The 23,731-nt window shown below is 64.4% G+C and carries 21 protein-coding genes; 7 read left to right on the top strand and 14 right to left on the bottom strand.

Annotation, left to right across the window (positions count from 1 at the left end):
- The first annotated feature begins 11 nt into the window (after positions 1-11).
- The 4 genes from QU606_RS15085 (at position 12) to QU606_RS15105 (ending at position 4,403) form a co-directional block, all read left to right on the top strand.
- Entirely contained in the window at positions 12-917 is a 906-nt protein-coding gene (locus QU606_RS15085; RefSeq protein ID WP_069075686.1) for a glutamine amidotransferase family protein, read from the top strand.
- An 11-nt stretch (positions 918-928) separates the two neighbouring features.
- Positions 929-1,603 carry a protein glxC gene (locus tag QU606_RS15090; protein ID WP_024074679.1) on the top strand — a complete coding sequence of 225 codons (675 nt, stop codon included), beginning with the start codon at positions 929-931 and terminating at the stop codon, positions 1,601-1,603.
- Between the two features lie 14 nt (positions 1,604-1,617).
- Entirely contained in the window at positions 1,618-2,940 is a 1,323-nt protein-coding gene (locus QU606_RS15095) for an FMN-binding glutamate synthase family protein (RefSeq protein ID WP_024074680.1), read from the top strand.
- Positions 2,941-3,077: 137 nt separating this feature from the next.
- Positions 3,078-4,403 carry an ammonium transporter gene (locus QU606_RS15105; RefSeq protein WP_041160897.1) on the top strand — a complete coding sequence of 442 codons (1,326 nt, stop codon included), beginning with the start codon at positions 3,078-3,080 and terminating at the stop codon, positions 4,401-4,403.
- 101 nt (positions 4,404-4,504) lie between these two features.
- On the opposite strand, the gene folD is transcribed toward QU606_RS15105, so the two are convergent.
- The 9 genes from folD to QU606_RS15150 form a co-directional block, all read right to left on the bottom strand.
- The gene (gene folD, locus QU606_RS15110; RefSeq protein WP_304998527.1) at positions 4,505-5,425 is read right to left on the bottom strand and encodes a bifunctional methylenetetrahydrofolate dehydrogenase/methenyltetrahydrofolate cyclohydrolase FolD; all 921 of its coding nucleotides are present in this window, start codon (positions 5,423-5,425) and stop codon (positions 4,505-4,507) included.
- A 60-nt stretch (positions 5,426-5,485) separates the two neighbouring features.
- Positions 5,486-7,165: an APC family permease gene (locus QU606_RS15115; protein WP_024074683.1), complete on the bottom strand. Its 1,680-nt coding sequence runs from the start codon at positions 7,163-7,165 to the stop codon at positions 5,486-5,488.
- Positions 7,166-7,239: 74 nt separating this feature from the next.
- Entirely contained in the window at positions 7,240-9,549 is a 2,310-nt protein-coding gene (locus QU606_RS15120; protein WP_304998622.1) for a DUF1989 domain-containing protein, read from the bottom strand.
- Between the two features lie 2 nt (positions 9,550-9,551).
- Positions 9,552-10,919, bottom strand: coding sequence for an NAD(P)-binding domain-containing protein (locus tag QU606_RS15125; protein WP_069075688.1), 1,368 nt, complete (start codon positions 10,917-10,919; stop codon positions 9,552-9,554).
- A gap of 20 nt (positions 10,920-10,939) precedes the next feature.
- Positions 10,940-11,806, bottom strand: coding sequence for a formyltetrahydrofolate deformylase (gene purU / locus QU606_RS15130; RefSeq protein WP_024074686.1), 867 nt, complete (start codon positions 11,804-11,806; stop codon positions 10,940-10,942).
- A gap of 30 nt (positions 11,807-11,836) precedes the next feature.
- Positions 11,837-12,967 carry an aminomethyltransferase family protein gene (locus QU606_RS15135; protein ID WP_069075689.1) on the bottom strand — a complete coding sequence of 377 codons (1,131 nt, stop codon included), beginning with the start codon at positions 12,965-12,967 and terminating at the stop codon, positions 11,837-11,839.
- A gap of 27 nt (positions 12,968-12,994) precedes the next feature.
- On the bottom strand, positions 12,995-14,011 hold the full coding sequence (locus QU606_RS15140; protein ID WP_041160898.1) for a DUF3445 domain-containing protein: 1,017 nt from the start codon (positions 14,009-14,011) through the stop codon (positions 12,995-12,997).
- An 11-nt stretch (positions 14,012-14,022) separates the two neighbouring features.
- The gene (locus QU606_RS15145; RefSeq protein ID WP_150055665.1) at positions 14,023-14,952 is read right to left on the bottom strand and encodes a PDR/VanB family oxidoreductase; all 930 of its coding nucleotides are present in this window, start codon (positions 14,950-14,952) and stop codon (positions 14,023-14,025) included.
- A complete protein-coding gene (locus QU606_RS15150) occupies positions 14,949-15,395 on the bottom strand; it encodes a dimethylamine monooxygenase subunit DmmA family protein (protein ID WP_304998528.1) in 447 nt (148 codons plus the stop codon). The genes QU606_RS15145 and QU606_RS15150 overlap by 4 nt, the downstream gene beginning before the upstream one ends.
- Positions 15,396-15,620: 225 nt before the next feature.
- On the opposite strand from QU606_RS15150, the gene QU606_RS15155 reads away from it, so the two are divergent.
- Genes QU606_RS15155 through QU606_RS15165 form a run of 3 tightly spaced genes read left to right on the top strand, consistent with a single transcriptional unit; the run spans position 15,621 to position 18,060 of the window.
- Positions 15,621-16,691, top strand: a complete 1,071-nt coding sequence (locus QU606_RS15155) for an ATP-binding protein (RefSeq protein ID WP_223820647.1) — start codon at positions 15,621-15,623, stop codon at positions 16,689-16,691.
- On the top strand, positions 16,660-17,319 hold the full coding sequence (locus QU606_RS15160; protein WP_024074692.1) for a response regulator: 660 nt from the start codon (positions 16,660-16,662) through the stop codon (positions 17,317-17,319). Before QU606_RS15155 ends, QU606_RS15160 begins: the two co-directional genes overlap by 32 nt.
- Positions 17,320-18,060 carry a PAS domain-containing protein gene (locus QU606_RS15165; RefSeq protein ID WP_024074693.1) on the top strand — a complete coding sequence of 247 codons (741 nt, stop codon included), beginning with the start codon at positions 17,320-17,322 and terminating at the stop codon, positions 18,058-18,060. It begins immediately after the preceding gene.
- Between the two features lie 353 nt (positions 18,061-18,413).
- On the opposite strand, the gene QU606_RS15170 is transcribed toward QU606_RS15165, so the two are convergent.
- The 5 genes from QU606_RS15170 to ribBA form a co-directional block, all read right to left on the bottom strand.
- Positions 18,414-19,568, bottom strand: coding sequence for an ABC transporter ATP-binding protein (locus tag QU606_RS15170; RefSeq protein ID WP_024074694.1), 1,155 nt, complete (start codon positions 19,566-19,568; stop codon positions 18,414-18,416).
- 17 nt (positions 19,569-19,585) lie between these two features.
- Complete coding sequence (locus QU606_RS15175) at positions 19,586-20,395, bottom strand: ABC transporter permease (protein WP_010567348.1); 810 nt, start codon at positions 20,393-20,395, stop codon at positions 19,586-19,588.
- A gap of 6 nt (positions 20,396-20,401) precedes the next feature.
- Positions 20,402-21,319, bottom strand: a complete 918-nt coding sequence (locus QU606_RS15180) for an ABC transporter permease (RefSeq protein WP_024074695.1) — start codon at positions 21,317-21,319, stop codon at positions 20,402-20,404.
- Positions 21,316-22,341: an ABC transporter substrate-binding protein gene (locus QU606_RS15185; RefSeq protein ID WP_024074696.1), complete on the bottom strand. Its 1,026-nt coding sequence runs from the start codon at positions 22,339-22,341 to the stop codon at positions 21,316-21,318. The genes QU606_RS15180 and QU606_RS15185 overlap by 4 nt, the downstream gene beginning before the upstream one ends.
- A gap of 225 nt (positions 22,342-22,566) precedes the next feature.
- On the bottom strand, positions 22,567-23,676 hold the full coding sequence (gene ribBA, locus QU606_RS15190; RefSeq protein ID WP_024074697.1) for a bifunctional 3,4-dihydroxy-2-butanone-4-phosphate synthase/GTP cyclohydrolase II: 1,110 nt from the start codon (positions 23,674-23,676) through the stop codon (positions 22,567-22,569).
- Positions 23,677-23,731 lie beyond the last annotated feature (55 nt).

The raw sequence follows: 23,731 nt of genomic DNA on the forward strand, positions 1-23,731 counted from the left end.
GGAGACTTGTTATGTGTGGAATCGTAGGCCTGTACCTGAAGAATCCGCGGCTGGAACCCCAGCTCGGCCAGCTGTTTGAACCCATGCTGCAAGCCATGACCGACCGTGGCCCGGACAGCGCCGGTTTTGCCATCTACGGCGATGAAGTCGCCGATGGCTGGGTCAAGCTGACCCTGCAAGCCACCACCGAAGCCTTCGATTGGAAAGGCTTGATGGGCGAGCTGGAAGGGCGCCTCGGCTGTTCCCTGGACTGGTTCCAGAACGCCAGCGCCGCCGTGTTGAAGATCCACGCCGACGAAGCCCCGGTGCGCCAGGCCCTGGCCGAACTGGCGCCGAGCGTACGCATCATGAGCGCCGGGCAGAGCATCGAGATCCTCAAGGGCATGGGCCTGCCCGAGGAGATTTCCCAGCGCTTCGGCCTGGCGAGCATGCAGGGCAGCCACATCATCGGCCACACGCGCATGGCCACCGAAAGTGCGGTGACCATGGAAGGCAGCCACCCGTTTTCCACCGGCGCCGACCTGTGCCTGGTGCACAACGGCTCGCTGTCCAACCACTTCCGCCTGCGCCAGGAACTCAAGCGCGAAGGCATCCACTTCGAAACCGACAACGACACCGAAGTCGCCGCCGGCTACCTGACCTGGCGCCTGCAACAGGGCGACTCGCTCAAAGAGGCGCTGGACCATTCCCTGGAAGACCTCGACGGTTTCTTCACCTTCGCCATCGGCACGCGCAACGGTTTTGCGGTGATCCGCGACCCGATTGCGTGCAAGCCGGCGATCCTCGCCGAGACCGACGACTACGTCGCCATGGCCTCCGAATACCAGGCGCTGTCGAGCCTGCCGGGCATCGAGAACGCGCGGATCTGGGAGCCGGCACCGGCCACGTTGTACATCTGGGAACGCCAGTCGGCTTAAGGAGCGCACACATGAAAACCATCGATCTTTCCACCGCCACCGTGCGTGACCTCAACCAGGCGCTGCACGCCCAGGCCATCGACAACGAATGGCGCGTGATCCATTCCAACGGCAAGCACAACCTCGCGGTGGGCGTGAACCAAGCCGTGTCCATCGATATCGAGGGCCACGCCGGCTACTACTGCGCGGGCATGAACCAGCAGGCTTCGATCACCGTGCACGGCAATGTCGGCGTGGGCTGCGCCGAGAACATGATGTCCGGCTCGGTACGGGTCAAGGGCAGCGCCTCTCAGGCGGCCGGGGCCACGGCCCATGGCGGCTTGCTGGTGATCGAGGGCGATGCGGGCGCGCGTTGCGGGATTTCCATGAAGGGTATCGACATCGTCGTCGGCGGCAGCATCGGCCACATGAGTTGCTTCATGGGCCAGGCCGGGCGTCTGGTGGTGTGCGGCGATGCCGGCGATGCGCTGGGCGATTCGCTGTACGAAACCCACATCTACGTCAAAGGCACGGTGGAGTCCCTGGGCTCGGACTGCGTCGAAAAAGAGATGCGCAGCGAGCACCTCAAGGAGCTGCAAGAGCTGCTCGACCGTGCGGGTTTCGCCCACCAGGCGGCGGACTTCAAGCGCTACGGCTCGGCCCGTCAACTCTACAACTTCAAAGTCGATAACGCCTCCGCGTACTGATCAGGAGCTCCACCATGACTGAACAAACCCCTCCGGTCCTGCGCGAGTCGGCCACCTTCGACCGCCTGACCATCCAGGAAATCCAGCGCGCCGCCGAAACCGGCATCTACGACATTCGCGGCGGCGGCACCAAGCGCAAGCTGCCGCACTTCGATGACTTGCTGCTGCTTGGCGCCAGCGTGTCGCGCTACCCGCTGGAAGGCTATCGCGAGAAGTGTGGCACCGACGTGATCCTCGGCAACCGCTTCGCCAAGAAGCCGATCCACCTGAAGATCCCAGTGACCATCGCCGGCATGAGTTTCGGTGCGCTGTCGGCCAATGCCAAGGAAGCCCTGGGCCGTGGCGCGACCATCGCGGGCACCAGCACCACCACCGGTGACGGTGGCATGACCCCGGAAGAGCGCGGCCAGTCGCAGCATTTGGTCTATCAATATTTGCCATCGCGCTACGGCATGAACCCGGATGATTTGCGCAAGGCCGACGCCATCGAGATCGTCCTCGGCCAGGGCGCCAAGCCCGGCGGTGGCGGCATGTTGCTGGGCATGAAGGTCACCGAACGCGTGGCCGGCATGCGCACCTTGCCCATCGGTGTGGACCAGCGCAGCGCCTGCCGCCACCCGGACTGGACCGGGCCGGATGACCTGGCGATCAAGATTGCCGAGCTGCGCGAAATCACCGATTGGGAAAAACCGATCTACGTGAAGATCGGCGCGAGCCGGCCGTATTACGACGTGAAGCTGGCGGTCAAGGCCGGTGCCGATGTGATCGTGCTCGACGGCATGCAAGGCGGTACCGCCGCGACCCAGGAAGTGTTTATCGAGCATGTGGGCATCCCGATTTTGTCGGCCATCCCGCAAGCGGTACAGGCTTTGCAAGAGATGGGCATGCACCGCAAGGTCCAGTTGATCGTGTCGGGCGGGATTCGCAACGGTGCCGACGTGGCCAAGGCCATGGCGATGGGCGCGGATGCGGTCGCCATTGGTACGGCGGCGCTGATTGCCCTGGGCGATAACCACCCGAGGCTGGACGCGGAACTGAAAAAGATCGGCTCGGCCGCCGGCTTCTACGACGACTGGCAGAACGGCCGCGACCCGGCCGGTATCACCACCCAGGACCCGGAGCTGTCCAAGCGCCTCGACCCGGTAGAAGGTGGGCGGCGGTTGGCCAACTACCTGCGGGTGATGGTGCTGGAGGCGCAGACCATGGCGCGTGCGTGCGGCAAGTCGCACCTGCACAACCTCGACCCCGAGGACCTGGTGGCGCTGACCGTGGAATCGGCCGCCATGGCCCGCGTGCCGCTGGCCGGGACCAGTTGGGTGCCGGGTTCGAGTTACTGAATTACCCCCCCCTGTGGGAGCGAGCTTGCTCGCGAAGATCGTCAACGATAACGCTGGCACCCTGGATGAACGCGTTGCCTGGACGTTTTTCGCGAGCAAGCTCGCTCCTACACACTTCTGTTGCAGGAGCTTTGAACATGGTCAATCGTCTTCTCGGCAAATCCCTCTTCGGTTTATTCGCGGCCGGTGCCTTTGCACCCTTGGCGTACGCTGCTGATGCACCCACCTTGAACACCGGCAGCACCGCCTGGATGGTCACCGCCGCCGTGCTGGTGTTGTTCATGTGCTTGCCGGGGCTCGCGTTGTTCTATGGCGGCCTGGTCCGCGCGAAAAACATGCTTTCGCTGTTCACCCAATGCTTTGGCATCGCCGGGTTGGTGGGCGTGCTGTGGGTGATCTACGGCTACAGCATGGTGGTCGACACCACCGGCATGGTCGAAGGGCAGGTGACCTTCAACAGTTTTGTCGGCGGCCTGAGCCGTGCCTTCCTGGCCGGCATGACCCCGGAGAGCCTGGTGGGGGATATTCCGGAAGGGGTCTTCGTGACCTTCCAGATGACCTTCGCCATCATCACCCCGGCCCTTATCGCGGGAGCCTTTGCCGAACGCATGAAATTCTCGGCGGCGCTGCTGTTCATGGCCATCTGGTTCACCCTGGTCTATGCCCCAGTGGCGCATATGGTCTGGGGCGGTTCGGGGGCCTTGATGCATAACTGGGGTGTGCTCGATTTTGCCGGCGGCACCGCCGTGCACATCAATGCCGGTGTGGCTGCGCTGGCCGCGTGCCTGATCCTCGGCAAGCGCAAGGGCTACCAGAACACGCCGATGCCTGCGCATAACCTGAGCCTGACCATGGCCGGCGCGGCGATGCTCTGGGTTGGCTGGTTCGGCTTCAATATCGGCTCCGGCGGTGGCCTCAGCGGCACCTCGGGCATCGTCATGCTCAATACCCAACTGGGCGCGTGCGCCGGGATTCTCGGCTGGATGTTCACAGAGTGGTTCAAGGTCGGCAAACCCAGTGCCCTCGGCCTGGCCAGCGGCGCGTTGGCCGGCCTGGTGGGGATTACCCCGGCGTGCGCCTATGTGGGGGTGGGAGGGGCGTTGGCCATCGGTCTGCTGTGCGGGGTGTTCTGCTACTTGAGCGTGACGGTGTTGAAGCGCCGCTTCGGCTACGACGACAGTCTCGATGTGTTCGGCCTGCATGGCATCGGCGGCATGATCGGCGCGGTGTTGACTGGCGTGTTCTGTGTACCGTCCATGGGGGGGCTGGTGGAAGGTGTGACCATGGGAGGGCAGGTGGTTGCCCAGCTCAAGGGGGTGTTGTTGACCACGGTGTATTGCTTTGTGGTCAGTTGGATCATTCTCAAAGTGGTCAATGCCCTGGTCGGCTTGCGGGCCCATGAGTCGGTGGAAGAGATGGGCCTGGACCTGGCCGAGCACAACGAGCGCGCCTACAACCACTGAGAACCCTGTAGGAGCGAGCTTGCTCGCGAAGATCGTTAACGATAACGCGGGCATCCTGGATGACCGCGTTGCCTGGACGTTTTTCGCGAGCAAGCTCGCTCCTACAGGTGCAGCGCCGGCGCTCGGGGCAGGGCTTTGCGCTGCAACTGGCTCGCCACCAGGGTGTTTTTCAGCAGGTAGGCAATCGTCATCGGTCCCACACCGCCCGGCACCGGCGTAATCGCGCTGGCGACGGTGCGGGCGCTGGCATAGTCCACATCCCCCACCAGCCGTGTGCCGGTCTCGGTGGCGATGCGGTTGATCCCGACATCAATGACCACTGCGCCAGGCTTGAGCCAGCTGGCATCGATCAATTGCGGCCGGCCGACGGCGGCGACGACGATGTCGGCCAAACGGCACAACGCTGGGGCATCGACGCTGCGTGAGTGCACCACGCTGACCGAGCAGTGGGCCTGCAATAGCAGGGTCGCCATGGGTTTGCCGACGATGTTCGAGCGGCCGATGACCACCGCGTGCAAGCCGCTCAAGTCGCCGCAGGTTTCGTGCAGCAGGCGCATGCAGCCGCTGGGTGTGCAGGGCGTGAGCACCTCGATGCCTTGCACCAGGCCGCCGACGTTTTCGCGGTGGAAGCCATCCACGTCCTTGATCGGGTCAATCGCGTGGATCACCGCTGCCTCGTCGATATGCGCCGGCAGTGGTAATTGCACCAGGATGCCGTTGACCGACGCATCGGTATTCAACTGGGCAAGCAGGTCCAGCACCTGCGCCTGGCTGGCATCTTCCGGCAGCCGGTATTCCAGGGAGCGAATCCCGGCTTCCTTGGCCCGCAGCAGTTTATTGCGCACGTAGACGTGGCTGGCCGGGTCATCGCCCACCAGCAATACCGCCAGGGCCGGGTAGATCTGCTGCGAGGCAAGCAGCAGGACCTCTTCGCGAACCTCGTCGAGCACCTGGGCGGCGATGGCCTTGCCGTCGATATCGCGGGCAAGCGTGGGGAGAGAGCTGGTCAAAAGCGTCACCATTGTCTGGGAAATAAGGAGCTGAGGGATAACAATCCCTCAGCCATAGGCAGGCCAGAAGGCTCAGGCTACCAGTTGATGGCAGGCATACACCACCAGCACACCGGCCACCAGCGTGGCATAGGGCAGCCAGCCGGCGCGGCGTTGGCCGTCGTCGGCCTGGATATACAGGTCGGTGAGCATGGCGGCGGGGAAGTGGCCCTTGTCCTGCACATAGTGGCGGTAGCAGAACACCGGCAGGATCAGCAGCGCCAACAGCAAGCCGGTGACCAGCGTGCCCGCGCCCCAGATATCCGCGCCCAGGCCCATGCAGGCCAGGTTGACGAAACTCAGCACGCCGCCGGCCGCCAGCAGCACGGTGGGGGCTTTGTACGGGCGTACCCAGTCGGGGCGGTCCAGGCGGTGGATCCAGCCGGCATTGAGGTTGAGGAAGTTGAAGATGATGTAGCTGACGTTGGATGCCGCCAGCACGAACACGTAGTCCGACATCAGCAACAGCAGCAGGTTGAATGACAGGTCGGTCCACATTGCCGCCGTCGGCGCGCCGTGCTCGTTGGTGCGCCCCAGGTACTTGGGCAACCAGCCATCCACCGAGGCCTGATACAGGGTGCGCGACGAACCGGACATCGAGGTCATGATCGCCAGCAACGTCGCCAGCACCAGCATGATCAACACGATATTGGCGACCACCTTGCCGCCACCGATGCTGTCGGCCATCACCTGGCCAACCCCCATGCCGCTGTAGATCGCGGGCGAGAGCAGGCCGCTGTACACCGCCGGCGTCACGACTGCGCCACTGGCGTCGAGCACCGCCGGGGTCACGAGTTGGCCCAGCCCCAGGCTGCCCTGGAACGCCAGCGGTACCAGGGTGAACACCAGGATGCACAGCAGGCCGGCGTAGAAGATCGCCTTGAACGTGTCGCGCTTGGGGTCCTTGAATTCGCGGGTGTAGCACACCGCCGTTTCAAAACCGTAGGTGGACCACGCTGCCATGAACAGCCCACCGGCCATCAGCGACCAGCCGGAAATATCCCAGGGCCCATCGATGACTTGCCCGGCCGCGTCATGGGCCAGGGGGTACAGCGGCAGGAAGTTGGCCTGGGCCGCATCCCCGGTGAACAAGGGCACCACGCCCACCAGCAGCAGCGGAATCAACGAGGTGACGCCGAGCACCAGGGTCAGGCGCGCCGAACGCAGGATGCCGCCGTGCTGCACGGCAAACACCGTGAGCAAAATCAACAAACCAATGGCGAACGTCGCGTTGATGCGCAGCGACAGACCGCTCTTGACCCAGCCCAGGTCCAGCAGGGTCAGTTGCCAGGTGTTGATCAACGCATCGGCGGGAAACAGCGCCGTGAGGATATACCCCGCCGCCAGCCCCGAGCCGATGGACAGCACCGGTGACCAGGCCAGCCAGTTGCACCACACCGACACCGGCGCGATCAGCTTGCTGTAGCGCACCCAGGCCACCGCGCCGTACACCGAGGCGCCGCCGGATTTGTGCGGGAACAACCCGGCGATCTCGGCGTAAGTGAAGGCCTGGATAAACCCGAACAGGATCGACACGATCCACACGATCCACGCCGGCTTGCCCACCGTGGCGGCAATCGCACCGATGGAGAACAGCACCAGCGCGGGCACGCCACTGGCGACCCAGAAGGCCCCGCGCCAATCGATCTTGCGGTGCAGGCTGCCCACCGAGCCGGCAGCCTGCGGTACAGCCTCGAACGTCGTCGCTTCCATCTTCGTATTCCCATGTCTGAATAGCGGTTAGGTTGGGGCAGTCAAAATGGGGTGGCACACACGTTTCGGGACGATCAGCTACGCACCCGGCTTTTGTCCGGGTCGTAGAAAATCGCTGCGCTGACCCTGGCGCTGATGCGCTTCTGCAGGCCATCGACTTTGCCAATCTCCAGTTCAGTGCCGGGCTCGGCGCAGCTCACGTCGACCCGGCACAGCGCGATATTGCTGGCCAGCAGCGGTGAGCGGCAGGCACTGGTGATTACCCCGACCTGGGCCCGGCCCTGGTACACCGGGTCGCCATGCCGGGCCGTCTCGTTGCCGCTCAGGTGCAGGCCGACCAGCTTGTGGCTGGGGTGGGCGCTGCGCCGCAACAGGGCATCGCGACCGATGAAGTCATCGGTCTTGCTCTTGAGCGGTACGCTGAAACCGATGCCCGCCTCGAACGGGTCGGTCTGGTCGCTGAACTCGTAGCCGGCAAAGATCAGCCCGGCTTCGATGCGCAGCAGGTCCAGGGCCTCCAGGCCCAGCGGGACCAGGCCCAAGGGTTGGCCGAGTTGCCAGATGCGGTCCCACACCCGTTCGGCGTCTTCGGGCTGGCACCACACCTCAAAGCCCAGCTCGCCGGTGTAGCCGGTGCGCGAAATCATCAACGGGCAGCCGTCGAAACCGTCCAGCCGGCCGACCAGGAAGCGGAACCAGCCGAGGGTTTCCAGGCTCGGCTGGGTGGGCGGGGTCCAGACCATCTGCTTGAGCAGCTCGCGACTCAGGGGCCCTTGCACCGCCAGGTTGTGGATCTGCTCGCTGGCGGACTTGACCCACACCTTCATGCCCAGTTTCTGTGCCTGCTCGCGCAACCACACGCCGGCATAGTCTTCGCCGCAGATCCAACGGAAGTTGTCCGGGCCCAGGCGCAGCAGGGTGCCGTCGTCGAGCATGCCGCCGTGGGCGTGGCACATCGCCGAATACACCACCTGGCCCACCGCCAGGCGCCGCACATCGCGGGTCAGGCAGTACTGCAACAGGGCTTCGGCGTCGGGGCCGATGATTTCGAATTTGCGCAGGGCGGTCAGGTCCATCACCGCCACCCGTTCGCGGCACCCGAGGTATTCCTCGGTGGCGCCGTAACCGTCGTAGCGCAGCGGCAGCCACCAGTTGCGGTAGTCGATGAAGCTGCCGGTGAGGGCGCTGGTGCGTGAGTGAAACGCGGACTCACGGGTGAGAATCGGGTCGGCATCCGCCGTGGTTCGAGTGCTCATGGCGATGGAAAAACGCTCCTTCTCGCTGTAGATGCGGACATGGATATCGGTCGGGTTCCAGCCATTGGCCGGGTCGATGTCATCCGGGCACGAGGTACTGCCACACAGCAGGTCGGTCATGGCCCGCAGCAGCACGTAGTCACCGGGCCGCGACCAGGGCTCATCCAGGGTCATCTGCTGGTGCGCATCAATCCCCGTATTGAAGAAAAAGTTGATCGCCGGCCAACCGTTGCGGGCCTGCACGCCATAGGGCGCAAGGACCTGGCTGAGGTTGTCGCTGCAGTTGTCGTGCCCGAAATACCCATGGGTTTCGTAGTAGCGCGCCGCGCAGGCCAGGGCGAATGAATCGTGGCGCCCGACGGTGTCTTGCACCACCTCCAGCATCGGTTGCATGTGGCGGTCGAAAAACTTCGAGAACAGCCCCGGTGCCGGGTAGGCGCTGCCGTTCAGGGTGCGCGTGACGGTCTGGTCCAGCTCCAGCTCCACGCCGCGATCCAGGGCACGCCGGTCGAGGGCGACGAAGTCCGAACACTGGCGGCCGGCCACATCCAGCACCTGCACGTACTGCCCCTTGGCGACGGTGTAGCTGCGGGCCGTGCCCGCGCGCAGGGTGAATTCGTCCAGCACGTCGCCCAACGGCTCGGGCAGGGCCGGTACCAGCAGCGGCGATGGGTTGGCCCGCGTCACCCGCAGGCGCAGCTCGCTGGGCCGGTATTGCCGGTCGACGGCGGTGGCCTCGGCGGGCGCGGCGACGATCACCAGCAGCGCGTCCTGGGCGACAAACTGCCGGCTGTGGCCGGGCGGGCTGTCGGCGTCCCACAGCGAGGCGGCCAGCGGCAATGCCTGGGCGTCGATGCCGCGCCGCTGGAGCGCCAGGCCGATACGCCCTGGCACACTGCACGCCGTTGACCCGCGCAGGCCCCAGCTCGCCAGGGCGCTGCGACCGCCGGCGTCGAGGGCCAGCAGTGCGCAGGGTTGCCGGCCTTCGACGTCGATCACGTGCAGACCGTCGCCAGGCTGCAAGTCCACCAGGGTCACACCGCCGGCGGCCACGCGGTAGCGCTCCAGGTTCGGCGCGCGGGCAAACAGCCCGGGTTCTCGGGGATGGGAAACACGCGGTGCATTCATCATCAGCCGACCGACTTGATGGGCGTCGCGGGCGCGCCCAGGTACGCCGCCATCGAATCATCCAGGGCCTGCAACCACGGCGTGTGGTGGGGCGGCGACTGGGTGCCGGTCATCAGCGAGCGGTAGGACTTGTCGCGATAACCCATGATGTTTTCCGCCTTGTCGTGCTTCCAGTGCAGAAAGGTTTCGTTGACCCCGGCGATGTCGAAATCCGGGTAGTCGGTGGCGTCCACCAGGTGCTGGATATAGGCGCCCTGGTATTCGAACATCTGCTGGTTGGTTTCCAGGGTCTGTTCCCGCGCGTGCCATTGCTGGCTGTCGGCGACCATCTCGGCCTGGCTGGGCAGTGGGATGCGCCCGAGGATCACATCGCGGGCATACCAGGCCTGGGCATCGAACATGTTGAAGGAGTACCACTGGTCCTGCATGCCGAGGTAGATCAGGCGGGGGTTGGGTTCCCAGAACACGCCCTTGTAGAGGTTCATCGGCCACAGGCGGTTGTCGGTCTTGAGGCTCAGTTCATCCGGCAGGAATGGGAAGTGGTGCTTGTAGCCGGTGCACAGGATCACCGCGTCGATGTGCTTGCTGCTGCCGTCGGCAAAGTACGCGCGGTTGTTTTCCAGGCGCTGGAGCAGTGGTTTTTCTTCCCAGTTGTCCGGCCAGGCATAGCCCATGGGGGCGGTGCGGTAGCAACTGGTGATGCTGCGCGCGCCGTATTTGTAGCATTGCGAGCCGATATCCTCGGCCGAATAGCTGCTGCCGACAATCAGCAGGTCCTTGTCCTTGAACTCCAGGGCCTCGCGAAAATCATGGGCATGCAGGATGCGCCCGGCGAATTGCTCAAAGCCTTCGAAGTACGGCACCTTGGGCGTGGAGAAGTGGCCGCAGGCGTTGATCACGTAGTCGAATGCTTCGCAGGTCAAGGTGTCGGTGTTGTAGTCGTGGGCATACAGGCTGAAGCGCTGGGTCTGTTCGTCGAAGGTGACTTGGCGCACCACATGGTTGAAGCGGATGTAGTCGCGTACCCCGGCTTTCTCCACCCGGCCCTTGATGTAGTCCCACAGCACCTCGCGCGGCGGGTAGGACGCGATGGGCCGGCCGAAATGTTCTTCAAAGGTGTAGTCGGCAAATTCCAGGCATTCCTTGGGGCCGTTGGACCACAGGTAGCGGTACATGCTGCCGTGCACCGGCTCGCCGTTCTCGTCGAGGCCGGTGCGCCAGGTGTAGTTCCACATGCCGCCCCAGTCCTGCTGTTTCTCGAAGCACACCAATTCGGGGATGGCGGCACCTTTGTCGCGGGCCGACTGGAACGCGCGAAGTTGCGCCAGGCCACACGGGCCGGCGCCGATGATTGCAACACGTAGGGTCATGAGCGTGCCTCCTGAAGGGTTCAGCGAAAGATCACTGTCTTGTCCTGGTTGATGAACACCCGGTGTTCCAGGTGGTATTTCAGGGCCTTGGAAAGGGCCACGGTTTCGGTGTCGCGGCCGATGGCGACCAGCGAGTCGGGCAAGTGGGTATGGTCGACGCGCTGGATTTCCTGCTCGATGATCGGGCCCTCATCCAGGTCGCTGGTGACGTAGTGGGCGGTGGCGCCGATCAGCTTGACGCCACGGTCATAGGCCTGGTGGTAGGGCTTGGCGCCCTTGAACCCTGGGAGGAACGAGTGATGGATATTGATCGCCCGCCCCGACAGGTGCTGGCACAGGCCGTCAGACAGGATCTGCATGTAGCGCGCGAGCACCACCAGGTCGGTCTGGGTGTCTTCGATGATGCGCATCAGCTCGGCTTCCTGGCTGGCCTTGGTGTCCTGGGTGATCGGCAGGTAGATGAAGCGGATGCCTTCGCGCTCGGCCATCGCCCGCAGGTCCAGGTGGTTGGAGACCACGGCGGTGATGTGCATGTCCATCTCGCCCTTGCGGTGGCGGTAGAGCAGGTCGGTGAGGCAGTGGTCGAATTTGCTGACCATCAGCAGTACGCGGGTCGGTTGGCGTGAGCTGAACAACTGCCAGTGCATATCGAACCCGCCGGCCAGGTCGCCCAGGCCTTCGCGCAGGGCGCCGATATCGCCGCTGACGCCGGTGTTGAAGCGGAACACCGCGCGCATGAAGAACTGCCCGGTGAACTCGTCGTCGAACTGCGCCAGCTCGCTGATGTAGCACTGCTGCCGGGCCAGGCAGGCGCTGATCGCGGCGACGATCCCGGACGCCGCCGGGCAGGTGATCTTGAGGATGTAATGTTCGCGGGAGGCGTCCATCGAAGGCTCCTGAATACAGTGAAGGAAGGCTCAGCCCTTGGCCGTGCGCTTGGTTTTTTGCGGGTCATCGAAGGGCAGGGCGTGGGTGCTGGCGCTGGCCTCAAGGCTGCCGCGCACCTGCACGGCAATACCGGGTTCGGAACAGGCGACGCTCATGCGCGCGATGGCCATCGAGCGTTTGCTCAGGCGCGAATACATGCCGCAGGTGATCACGCCGACTTGCCGGTTGCCCTGCCACAAGGTGTCGCCGGCCTCGGCGGCACGCACGCCCTCAAGCAGCACGCCGGTGATCTTGAAACGCTCCTGGCCGCGCAGGCGCTGGTGTTCTTCGGCGCCCCGGAACGCGCTTTTGCCCGGCGAAACGGTGAAGTCCAGGCCCATTTCCCAGAGGGTGTCGCCGGCCTTCTGGTCGGCGAAGGGGTACATCTGCGAGTTGTCGTAGGGGAAGAACATCAGCGAGCTTTCCACCCGCAGCCAGTCCAGGGCGGTGAAGGCGCAGGGGATGATCCCCAGGCCGGCGCCCTGTTCGAGGATGCTGTCCCACAGGAACGGCGCGTCGGCGGCCTTGCAGAAAATCTCGTAGCCGCGCTCACCGGTGTAGCCGGTGCGGGAGATCATCACCGGGCGCTCGAACAGGCGGGTTTGCAGGTGGTGGAAGTACGCCAGTTGGCGGATGCCGGGCACGTGTTCGGCGAGGAAGTCCACCGCCAGCGGGCCTTGCAGCGACAGGTCGTGCAGGTCGTCATCGAACAGCACCGCCACTTGCCGGCCCAGGGCCGAGCGCACCAGCATTTCATGCCCGCTGCCGGCGCCATGCACCACCATGAACGCATTGGGCCCGGTGCGGTAGACGATGCAGTCATCGACGAATTTGCCGTCCTCGTCGAGCATCGAGGCGTACACCGATTTGCCGGGGTAGAGCTTGGCGATGTCGCGGGTGGTCGCCCACTGCAACAGGCTCTCGGCGTGGGGCCCCACGTAATGGACTTTTTTCAGCCCCGACACGTCCATCAGGCCGGCGCGGGTGCGGATCGCTTCGTGGTGGTCGGCCAGTGCACTGCTGTAGGTCCAGGCGGTGCCCATGCCGTTCCAGTCTTCAAGGTTCGAGCCAAGGGCGCGGTGCCGTTCGGCCAATGCAGAGATACGCCAGGAGTGGGTCATGTGATGCTCCTTGTCGGGAAAATGAGGTCACGCGAGTGGGTCAAACTGGCTCAGCCACTCGACCAGCGTGCGGCGGTAGCGGGTCATGCCCTTGTAGTCGGCGATGGGGTCGGGCAGGTCGCGCAGCACGCGGTGCAGGCGACAGCCCCAGCCGGGTTGCGTGACCAGCTCGTCCAGGCTGATCAGGTAGGTACGGATGCTGAACATCACCGCGTGGCTGCGCGGCAGGCGCGCCATCACTTGCAGCTCGACCCGCAGGTGCACCTGCTGCCCGACGTTCTGCGCGGTGATCTGGCCGCGATCGGCGCCCCATTGATGGAACGTCTCGGGGGATGAATCCAGGCGCGGGTTGATGGTCAGGGTCCAGTTCAAGCGCCGCACGGGCTGGCCGACCTGCAGGTTGAGCAGGTACTTCAGCGCGCGGTCGAACACGCCCATCTGATGGGCCATGGGCACCGGTGCGTGCCATTGCTTGAAACTCATGCCGGCATCGAACGCCAGCGACCAGTCGGCCGGGCTGGTGACCAGGCCGGCGTCCATGTACAGGTCGCCGTCGCGCTGGTCGAGCAGGGCGAAATCCCCCTGCACCTGACGGCCGATGTACTCCAGCGGTGCGCAGGGCAGGCTGGTGGCGTCGCCGAAGATGAAGGGCTGGTCGATGTCCAGCAGGTGGTTGCGCCAATGCCAGTGCTCGCCGTCTTGCGTCAGGCTGAACCACTGCGGGTAGTCGGCGGCCAGGTGCTGCATGAGCATCTGCAACGCATCCCAGGCCGCCACTTGCATGTGCGGCATCACCAGGTAGCGGCGCGGGTCCTGGTCCAGCACCAGGGCGCGCTCGGCCATTTCCGAGCGGTAGTGCTCATCGATGTCGAAAGCGTGCTCATAGATTGAGCCGGGGTCGCGGGAGGTCGCCGGTTCGATATTCACCGAGTACAGGTAGCTGTCCTCGATGAAGGGAAAGGGGAAGCGCCGGATCGCTGCCGGGCTGTTGCGAAAGCTGAAATCGTCGCGATAGCTCAACACGGGGCTCGATTGCAGGGGCATATCACTCACTCCTAGAGGTCCAGCGAAACGCAGGGGCCGTGGCCGCGCGAGACGCAGGGCATCAGAAATTCGGCCTGCTCGGCCGGGCTGAGGAAACTGTCACGGTGTTCGATGGCGCCGCCGTTGTGCCGGGTAATGCACTGGCCGCAGACCCCGCCACGGCACAGGTTGGGCACCTGTAGTCCTGCGTGCTCCAGGGCTTCGAGCAGGCTTTGCTCGGCCTCGACCCGCAGGCGCCGGCCGCTGCGCAGCAGGTGCAGGTCGAACGGCTGGCCCGGCTGGGCACCCTTGAAGGCTTCGGAATGCACGCGCTTGGGCGGCCAACCGAGGCGGGTGGCCTCAAGCTCGACCGCGTCGAGCAGAGACTGCGGGCCACAGCTGTAGACGTGGCTGCCCAGTGGCCGGTTGGCGAGGATCCGGTTCAGGTCCGGGCGCCGTTCGTAGCTGTGCAGGCGCGGGCCGAGGCGTTGTTGCAACTCGTCGAGATAGGCGTCGCTGAGGCCCGGGCGGAACAGGTAATGCAGTTCGAAGTCGGCCTGCTGCTGTTCCAGCGCGGCGATATAGGCCATGAACGGCGTGATACCGATACCGGCAGCGATGAGGATATGCCGGCGCGCGGTGCCGTGGGGCGCGAACAGATTGGCCGGCGGCGAGAGCTGCAAGGTGTCGCCGACCTGCACCTGCCGATGCAGGTACTGCGAGCCGCCACGCGAAGCGTCTTGCAGGCGCACGGCGATGCGGTAGTGGTGCAGGTGCGCCGGGTCGCTGGTCAGCGAATAGGCGTTGCGCACCGTGCCGTCGGCCAGCGGCAGATGCACTTGCACATGGCTGCCGGGCGAGAAGCCGGGCAGGGTACCGTCGCAGGCGGTCAGGGTGAGTTCGCGCACCACCGGCGTGAGCATTCTTGCGGCGCTGACCTGAACCTTGAGGGCCGCGCTCATGGCTGGAACCCTGCATAGGGCTGGTCGGGGTTGTGGCACACGCCGAGGTAAGCCCCCAGGCGCCGAGAGAAATGCGTACGCACTTCAAGCTCGACGTGGCAACCGATGCAGTTCAATGAGGGCGCTGGCCCGGCAGCCTGGGTCAGGCCACAGTGGGCGCAATACACCTGGCGTAGGCCGGGCGTGGCGCAGGTCATGCTGATCTCGTCGTCTTCCAGGCCAGCGGCGCGGGCTTGCGCATGGATACGCCAGACAAAGGCTTCATCTCCCAGCAGGTAAAGCCGGCACCCCACGGTGGCGCTGCTCAATGCCTGTTGCAGGCGGCGCGCGAAGTCGGGTTGTTCGCCGTTCAGCAGTACCGGCTGGTCCAGCGTGGCGACCACCTCCGTGCAGGCGGTCGCCGATTGCATCACCACGATGGGGCGGCTGAGGGTGTGCGTCATGCGGGCTCCTCCAAGGTGCGTTTTGTTTCCTGTTGGGAGAGATACTTTCCTATGGGGAAAATCTTCTCAATCTGGAAAAAGGGCTATGCCTTTGGAGATAAGCCTTACCCCAAGGGCGTTCGGGGCATGGAAGTTGCTGGGCTTGAGGTCACGCCGAGCAACGGGACGGGGAGTTATCGAAGAGTGCGAATACGACCGCAATGGTGGCCGCTCTGGTTGGGGCCTGTGCGCCGCGAACAGGCGCGCAGCGTGCGCCGGCTGTTGGCCGGGTTGCCCCTGCACGCTGACGGTGCCTTGTCGGATTTCCTGGACCGTTTCGACGCACTGCTACCCCGCGCCAGGCTCAACCTGATCCTCGGCGGCGAAGACCTCAGCCCGACACGCCGCGGCTTGATCGAAGGCTGCCAGGACGCCGCGACCTGCCCCTGGCGCAATGCAGCCGTGGCGCAAACGCCTCAGGCCTGCGGCCCATGCCGGCAACGCGGTGTGCATCGCCTGGTGTGCGCCTTGCCCGAGGGCCAGAAGGGCGTGTTGCTGCTCGACACGCCCAGGCGAGCCGGTGCCAGCTGGCGCCAGTTGTTGGAAGAGGCGGCGCAGGCCGTCGGCGTAACTGTGCGCCTGCGCGGCCACGCCCGTGAGCAGCAGCGCAAACAGGCGACCTCCCGCCACGGTGCCCTGGCCCGTGAGCTGCACGATTCGGTGGCGCAGCAGTTGGGTTACCTGTCGTTCCAGGCCCATGGGTTGCAGTCGCAGTTGGGCGCGCCAGCCCTGCACGACCTGTGTGCCGGCCTGAGCCAGTTGCAACGCCAGGTGCGCGAGCTGATCACCAGTGCGCGCCTGACCATGGACGGGCGCTCGCTGCGCCAGGCCCTGGCCGATTCGGTGGCGGAGTTCTCGCGGCGTTGCATCATCGTGTTCGAACTGGACAACCGCCTGCCGGACGATGCCCTGGGCCCGGAAACCGAATTGCAGGTCTTGCAGATCATTCGCGAGGCCCTGGCCAATGCCGTGCGCCATTCCCACGCGCGGCACGTGCGCATTGAGCTGCGCCAGACCCAGGACGGCGACGCTTCAGTGTCGGTGGAAGACGATGGCATCGGCCTGAGCCCGGCATCCGACGAACATAATCATTTCGGCCTGGCGATTATCCGCGAGCGCGCCGCCAGCCTCGGCGCGCGCCTGAGCATTGAAACGATCCGCCCGCACGGGGTGCGCGTGCACCTTGGCCTGCGCCGCCACCACGACCTGCCACAGGGGAGTCTCGATGGACTGCACGACCTTATTACTGATCGATGATCACCCATTGTTTCGCAAGGGCCTGGCGCAGTTGTTCGACGCCAGCGACGACTTCGAAGTGGTGGGGCAGGCAGCCAGTGGCCGTGAAGGCATCAACCTGGCCGTGAGCCTGACGCCGCAACAGGTCCTGCTCGATCTGCACATGCCCGGCCTCAGCGGTTTGCAGGTGCTGGATGAACTGCGCCAGTTGCGCCTGGAGTGTCAGGTGGTGGTGCTCACCGCCTCGATGGACCGCGCCGAGCTGCTCACCGCCTTGCGCCTGGGCGCCAGCGGCTATGTGCTCAAGGAAACCGAGCCCGAGGCGTTGCTGGCGTATATGCGCAACTGTCACAAGGGCGCGATCGTGCTGGACTCGACCCTGATTGCCTTGCTCGCCGACCAGGCCGAGCCTGCGCCGGCGTGTGAGGCCGCGGGCAGCGAAAACCTCACCGAACGCGAAGGCCAGACCCTGGCGCTGATCGCCGCCGGCATGAGCAATAAACAGATCGGCCGGGAATTGGGGATCAGCGACGGCACGGTGAAAATCTACGTGCGCAGCCTGTTGCAGAAGCTTGGCCTGCATTCACGGCTGGAGCTGGCGGCCTGGGTGCACAGCGGCGCCTTGATGAAACACGAGGAGCGCCATTAAATGAGGGATAGCCCTGAAGCGTTTGCGCCCCTGCCGATTGACCTGATGGATTGCTTTCCCGCCGCCTTATTGCAACTGCGCGACAACGGCCAGATCGCCCACTTCAACCTGGCCTGGGCCGAGCTGATGGGGCCGCCGGGTGCCGAGCGCAACCTGATGGACTATGTGCACCAGGAAGACCGCCCGCTGTGGCGCCAGGCCCTGAATGAACTGCGCCGCCGCCCCGAGACCTCGTTCAACCAGCGCCTGCGCTTCGTGCACCCCAGCGGCGAGCTGCGCTGGTTCGAGATCAGCCTCAAGCGCGGCCCCCAGGGGTTCTATCTGGTGGCCAGCGACATCACCGCGCATAAACGCCGTGAAATTGCCTTGCAGGCCAGCCAGCGCAGCAGCATGAGCCTGCTCGACAGCATGCCGGGGCTGATCTACCGCGGGCGCAACAACCGCGACTGGACCATGGAATTCGTCAGCGCCGGCTGCCTGGAGTTGACCGGCTACCCCGCCGAGCGCCTGGTGGACAACCATGAGTTCACCTACAACAGCCTGATCCTGGCGCAGGATGCCGACTACGTATGGCGCGAGGTGCAATATGCGCTGTCACGGCATGAGCCGTTCGAGCTCAATTACCAGATCCGCTGCGCCGACCGCTCGATCAAGCACGTGTGGGAGAAGGGCGTGGGGATTTATGCCGATACCCGCGAGGTGCTGGGGATCGAGGGGGCGATTTTCGAGCGCAAGCTTTAACGGGTAAACGCCGTTCAAATGTGGGAGGGGCGGTGCGACGATTCGACTTGCCCCCGATGAGGGAGTGTCAGTGAATGCATCTTTGGCTGACACACAGCCATCGGGGGCAAGCCCCCTCCCACAGGGATCTACTGTGATTTCAAATAACGGAGCTATCCATGCAGCTTTTGATGGAAATGGCTGCCGCAGAACCAAACACCTACACAGATCCAAATACCTACACAGATCCAAATGTGGGAGGGGGCTTGCCCCCGATGAGGGAGTGTCAGTAGATGCATCTGTAACTGAACCACAGCCATCGGGGGCAAGCCCCCCACAGCCATCGGGGGCAAGCCCCCTCCCACAAGGGTGACTCAGTGCGCGCCGGCGGCCTTGTTCAGGTCGCTTTCAGCCCATTCGGTATACACACACGCATCCGCCGTGGCCCAGCGCACGCGCACCGGGTCGCCGGCCTTGAGGGGCATGCCCGCGGCAGACAGCGCCTTGACCGTCATCGACGTGCCGCCGAGGGTTTTCACCGTGCAGGTCTGGCTTTCGCCGAGGAACAGCACTTCACCGACGATGGCCGACACTTCATTCCAACCGGCGGCCAAGGGCTGTGCGGTGGCCTGTTCGACGCTCAGCGCCAGGGCTTTTTCCGGGCGCACCATCAGCAGTACCTCCTGCTCGGTGTGCAGGCCGCTGGTCAAGCGGATCGACAGGGATTGGCCTTCGAACGACGCCGCCGCATTGCCCTGGGCCTTGAGCTTGAGGAAGTTGGAGTTGCCGAGGAACGACGCGACGAAGGCGTTCGGCGGGTTCTGATAGAGGTCGAAGCCGCTGCCCAGGCCGACGATCTTGCCGTGGCTGAAAATCGCGATGCGCTGGGACAGGCGCATGGCTTCTTCCTGGTCGTGGGTCACGTAGACGATGGTGATGCCCAGGCGCCGGTGCAGTTGGCGCAGTTCGTCCTGCAGGTCTTCACGCAGCTTCTTGTCGAGGGCGCCGAGGGGTTCGTCCATCAGCAGGATGCGCGGCTCGTACACCAGCGCGCGGGCGATGGCGACCCGTTGCTGCTGGCCGCCGGACAGTTGCGAAGGGCGGCGATGCGCAAATTGCTCAAGCTGCACCAGCTTGAGCATGGCGTCGACGCGCTTCTCGCGTTCGGCACTGGCCAGTTTGCGAATCGCCAGGGGGAAGGCGATGTTGTCGCGTACCGATAGGTGCGGGAACAGCGAGTAACGCTGGAACACCATGCCGATGTCGCGCTTGTGCGGCGGTACGTTGACCAGCGATTGGCCGCTCACCAGGATCTCGCCGCTGCTCGGTGTTTCAAAACCGGCGAGCATCGACAGCGTGGTGCTTTTGCCCGAGCCGCTGGAGCCGAGGAAGGTGAGGAATTCGCCGTCCTTGATATCCAGCGAAATGTTGTCGACGGCGGCAAATTCGCCGTAGTGCTTGTTCAGGTTGCGCAGGCTGACCAGGGGTTGGCCATGGCTTCGCGCGACATCGTTGATCACTGCACTCATGTTCTTCTCCTCGGCGCTCAGGCGCGGGTTTCGGTACGCCGGCGAACGGCGGCGGCAATCACCATGACCAGTACCGAGAGGCCGATCAGCAGCGTCGAAGCGACGGCGATCACAGGCGTCAGGTCCTGGCGCAGGGTGGTCCACATTTTCACGGGAAGGGTTTGCAGGGTCGGGCTGGCCATCATCACGCTGAGCACCACCTCGTCCCACGAGACCAGAAAGGCAAACAGCGCACCGGCCACCATTCCTGGGCGAATCGCCGGAAAGGTCACCTTGAACACCGCCTGCAAACGCGAGGCGCCGCAGATCACCGCCGCGTCTTCGATCGACTGGTCGAACAGCTTCAGCGAGTTGATGATCGAGATGATCGTGAACGGCAGCGCGACGATCACATGGCTGACCACAAAGGCGAACATCGTGCCGGTGTAGCCGAGCTTGAGGAACAGCGCGTACACCGCCACGGCGATGATCACCAGCGGCACGATCATCGGCAGCGTGAACAGGCCGTAGAGCAGCTCACGGCCGGGGAAACGCCCGCGCACCAGGGCAAACGCGGTGGGCAGGCCCAGGGCGACGGCGAACACGGTGGTCAGCACCGCCACCTTGAGGCTGGCCATCGCGGCATTCATCCAGTCGGCGTTGGAGAAGAACTGGCCATACCATTTCAGCGTCCAGCCCGGTGGCGGGAACACCAGCCATTGCGACGAGCCGAACGAGAGCAGCACGATGAACACGATCGGCAGCAGCAGGAACAGGCCGATCAAGCCGGTGGTGGTGTAGAGGCCCAAGCGCATCCTGCGGCTCATGGCATTGGGAGTCAGGAGCATGACGGCTTACCTCGCGTTGCTGGCGCCAACCGGGGATTCCGGCTGAAGCTTCAGGTAGAAGTAGAACAGCACCAGGGTGATGAAGATCAGCAACGCGGCGCCGGCACTGGCCAGGCCCCAATTGAGGAACGATTGCACCTGCTGGATGATGAACTCGGGCAGCATCATGTTCTGCGCACCGCCGAGCAGCGCCGGGGTGACGTAGTAACCGAGGGACATCACGAACACCATCAGGCCGCCGGAAAACAACCCCGGCCGGCACAGCGGCAGAAACACCCGAAAGAAGTTGGTCCACGGGCTCGCGCCGCAGATCGAGCCGGCCTGCAGGATCATCGGGTCGATGGCCTGCATGGTCGCCTGCAACGGCAGCACGATGAATGGGATCATGATGTAGCTCATGCCGATCACCACGCCGGTGAGGTTGTGCACCATCTCCAGCGGCTGATCGATGATGCCCATCGCCATCAGCGCCTTGTTGATCACCCCGGAGGCTTGCAGCAAGACCAGCCAGGAATAGGTGCGGGCGAGCAGGCTGGTCCACATCGATAGCAGCACGATGTTCAGGATCCAGCGCCCCCAGCCGCGCGGCACCAGGGTAATCGCCCAGGCCAGCGGGAAGCCCAGCAGCAGGCTGAACAGGGTCACCAGGCCCGCCACCGAAAAGGTGTTGAGCAGCACCCGTGCATAGGCCGAGTTGGCAAACAGTTGTTCATAGTTGCCCAGGCCCGGCACCGGCTCCAGCACGCCACGCAGCAGCAGGCCGATCAGCGGCGCCAGGAAGAACAGGCCGAGGAACAGCAGGGCCGGGATCAGGTTGCTCGACCCCCGCCAGCGCTGCGCCAGGGACGGCGCACCGGCCTTGGAGGAAACCGCGCCGGCAGCGCCGAGGGCGCTCCCGGTCGGTGTGGTTGCCGTCATTTTCATTTGACTAGCCATTCATTCCACCGTGTCGCAATGGCCGGACCGTTCTTGGCCCAGTAGGCGAAATCGAGGGTGATCTGATCCTTGACGTAGGCGGTCGGCAGGTTCGGCGCCAGCACCGAGTCGAGGCGCTGCACACTGTCGATGTTCACTGGAGCATAGGCGGTCAGGTTGGAAAAGTCGGCCTGGCCTTTGGCGCTGCTGGCACTGGCCAGGAACTTCATCGCGGCGGCTTTGTTCTTCGTGCCTTTAGGCACGACGAGGATGTCGGCCATCACCAGGTTCTGCTTCCAGCTCACGCCCACTGGCGCGCCGTCTTCCTGCAGGGCGTGGATGCGACCGTTCCAGAACTGGCCCATGCTGACTTCGCCGGAGGCCAGCAGTTGCTGAGACTGTGCACCGCCGCCCCACCAGACGATGTCTTTCTTGATGGTGTCGAGTTTCTTGAAGGCGCGGTCCAGGTCCAGCGGGTAGAGCTTGTCGGCCGGTACGCCGTCGGCGAGCAGGGCCAGTTCGAGCACGCCAGGGCTCGGCCATTTGTAGAGGGCGCGTTTGCCGGGGTAGGTCTTGGTGTCGAACAGCGCGGTCCAGTCCTGGGGCTTGCTGGCGCCGAGCTTGCCTTCGTTGTAGCCGAGCACGAAGGAGAAGAAGAACGAGCCCACGCCATGGTCGGAGACGAAGCGCGGGTCGATCTTGTCGCGCTGGATCACCGAGAAATCCAGGGGTTCGAGCAGGCCTTCGGCGGCGGCGCGCAAGGCGAAGTCGGCCTCGACATCCACCACGTCCCACTGCACGTTGCCGCTTTCGACCATGGCCTTGAGTTTGCCGTAGTCGGTGGGCCCATCCTGGACCACGGTAATGCCGCTGGCCTTGCTGAACGGGTCGGCCCAGGCCTGCTTCTGCGCATCCTGGGTGCTACCGCCCCAGCTCACGAAATTGATGCTTTCGGCCGCCAGGGCCGCGTGGGTGGCCGTCGCCAGTAAACCGGCAAACAGCACCGCGGTTGTACGTTTGTTCAACACCATGTTCACGCCCTCATTTGTTTTGTTATTGAGCGGGCTGGTAATGCCCGCCTATCGGGAGCAGTAGGTCAATCAGGGCCTCAGTCGGGGCCCCAAAAGGCGACCGTGCCAAGGGCTGTTATTGGTGCTATCCCTGGCGGGCGCACTTGGCGAAAGCGTTCGGTCTATGGAATATCATATTATGGTATTCCAAACTTTGTGCAAGCATTTTGCCTTACCGGTTATCCGTCATTCGGTGAAGGGAATGCTCTCGACCACCTCCAGGTCGTAGCCGGTCAGCCCGGCGTATTTGAGGGGCGGGCCGAGGTGACGCAGCTTGCCGACGCCGAGGTCCTGCAAGATCTGCGCCCCGGTACCCACTTCCGAATAGATGCGCGACTGCGAACGGTTGAACTGGCGTGGCGCCTGGGTCAGTTGCGGCACACGTTCCAACAGCGCCTGGGACGACTCATGGTTGGCCAGCACCACCACCACGCCGCAGCCTTCGGCGGCGACGCGTTGCAACGCGGCCCACAGGGTCCAGTTGGACGGGCCGCTGTAGTCGGCGCCGACCAGGTCGCGCAGCGGGTCGATCACATGCACGCGCACCAGCGCAGGGGTATCGCGGCGCAACTGGCCCATGACCATTGCCATGTGCACGCCGCCGTCGATGCGGTCTTCGAAGGTGATCAGGCGGAACGTGCCATGCACCGTGGGCAAATCCCGTTCGCCAATGCGCACCACGGTACGCTCGGTGCTGAGGCGGTAGTGGATCAGGTCGGCGATGGTGCCGATCTTGATCCCATGTTTGCGCGCGAAGATTTCCAGGTCGGCGCGGCGCGCCATGGTGCCGTCGTCGTTCATCACTTCGACGATCACCGAGGCCGGTGTGTGCCCGGCCAGGCGCGCCAGGTCGCAGCCGGCTTCGGTGTGGCCGGCGCGGGTCAATACGCCGCCGTCCTTGGCGCGCAACGGGAAGATATGCCCCGGTTGCACGATGTCGGCGGGCCCGGCATTGACGTCAACGGCCGCCGCCACGGTGCGCGCGCGGTCGGCGGCAGAGATGCCGGTGGTCACGCCGCTGGCGGCTTCGATGGACACGGTGAACGCCGTACTGAACACGCTGCCATTGCTCGGCACCATCTGCTCGAGGCCCAGGCGCTGGCAGTGTTCGTCGGTCAGGGTCAGGCAAATCAAGCCACGGGCTTCGCGAGCCATGAAACTGATAGTCTCGGCGGTGCAGCAGGCAGCGGGCAGCAACAGGTCGCCTTCGTTTTCCCGGTCTTCGTCGTCCACCAGGAGCACCATCTTGCCCTGGCGATAGTCTTCGATGATGTCTGCGATGCTGTTGAAGGGCATGTCAGTGTGCTCGTTTTGTTGGTTGTATGTATTATGGTATACCACAAAAACGCAA

Source organism: Pseudomonas sp. OVF7 (genome assembly GCF_030644265.1).
Taxonomy (GTDB): Bacteria; Pseudomonadota; Gammaproteobacteria; order Pseudomonadales; family Pseudomonadaceae; genus Aquipseudomonas; species Aquipseudomonas gorinensis.

Excerpts from the sequence above, each read along its gene's own strand:
- QU606_RS15085 (WP_069075686.1), top strand. The coding sequence starts at position 12 with ATGTGTGGAATCGTAGGCCTGTACCTGAAGAATCCGCGGCTGGAACCC.
- QU606_RS15090 (WP_024074679.1), top strand. The coding sequence starts at position 929 with ATGAAAACCATCGATCTTTCCACCGCCACCGTGCGTGACCTCAACCAG.
- QU606_RS15095 (WP_024074680.1), top strand. The coding sequence starts at position 1,618 with ATGACTGAACAAACCCCTCCGGTCCTGCGCGAGTCGGCCACCTTCGAC.
- QU606_RS15105 (WP_041160897.1), top strand. The coding sequence starts at position 3,078 with ATGGTCAATCGTCTTCTCGGCAAATCCCTCTTCGGTTTATTCGCGGCC.
- folD (WP_304998527.1), bottom strand. The coding sequence starts at position 5,425 with ATGGTGACGCTTTTGACCAGCTCTCTCCCCACGCTTGCCCGCGATATC.
- QU606_RS15115 (WP_024074683.1), bottom strand. The coding sequence starts at position 7,165 with ATGGAAGCGACGACGTTCGAGGCTGTACCGCAGGCTGCCGGCTCGGTG.
- QU606_RS15120 (WP_304998622.1), bottom strand. The coding sequence starts at position 9,549 with ATGAATGCACCGCGTGTTTCCCATCCCCGAGAACCCGGGCTGTTTGCC.
- QU606_RS15125 (WP_069075688.1), bottom strand. The coding sequence starts at position 10,919 with ATGACCCTACGTGTTGCAATCATCGGCGCCGGCCCGTGTGGCCTGGCG.
- purU (WP_024074686.1), bottom strand. The coding sequence starts at position 11,806 with ATGGACGCCTCCCGCGAACATTACATCCTCAAGATCACCTGCCCGGCG.
- QU606_RS15135 (WP_069075689.1), bottom strand. The coding sequence starts at position 12,967 with ATGACCCACTCCTGGCGTATCTCTGCATTGGCCGAACGGCACCGCGCC.
- QU606_RS15140 (WP_041160898.1), bottom strand. The coding sequence starts at position 14,011 with ATGCCCCTGCAATCGAGCCCCGTGTTGAGCTATCGCGACGATTTCAGC.
- QU606_RS15145 (WP_150055665.1), bottom strand. The coding sequence starts at position 14,952 with ATGAGCGCGGCCCTCAAGGTTCAGGTCAGCGCCGCAAGAATGCTCACG.
- QU606_RS15150 (WP_304998528.1), bottom strand. The coding sequence starts at position 15,395 with ATGACGCACACCCTCAGCCGCCCCATCGTGGTGATGCAATCGGCGACC.
- QU606_RS15160 (WP_024074692.1), top strand. The coding sequence starts at position 16,660 with ATGGACTGCACGACCTTATTACTGATCGATGATCACCCATTGTTTCGC.
- QU606_RS15165 (WP_024074693.1), top strand. The coding sequence starts at position 17,320 with ATGAGGGATAGCCCTGAAGCGTTTGCGCCCCTGCCGATTGACCTGATG.
- QU606_RS15170 (WP_024074694.1), bottom strand. The coding sequence starts at position 19,568 with ATGAGTGCAGTGATCAACGATGTCGCGCGAAGCCATGGCCAACCCCTG.
- QU606_RS15175 (WP_010567348.1), bottom strand. The coding sequence starts at position 20,395 with ATGCTCCTGACTCCCAATGCCATGAGCCGCAGGATGCGCTTGGGCCTC.
- QU606_RS15180 (WP_024074695.1), bottom strand. The coding sequence starts at position 21,319 with ATGAAAATGACGGCAACCACACCGACCGGGAGCGCCCTCGGCGCTGCC.
- QU606_RS15185 (WP_024074696.1), bottom strand. The coding sequence starts at position 22,341 with ATGGTGTTGAACAAACGTACAACCGCGGTGCTGTTTGCCGGTTTACTG.
- ribBA (WP_024074697.1), bottom strand. The coding sequence starts at position 23,676 with ATGCCCTTCAACAGCATCGCAGACATCATCGAAGACTATCGCCAGGGC.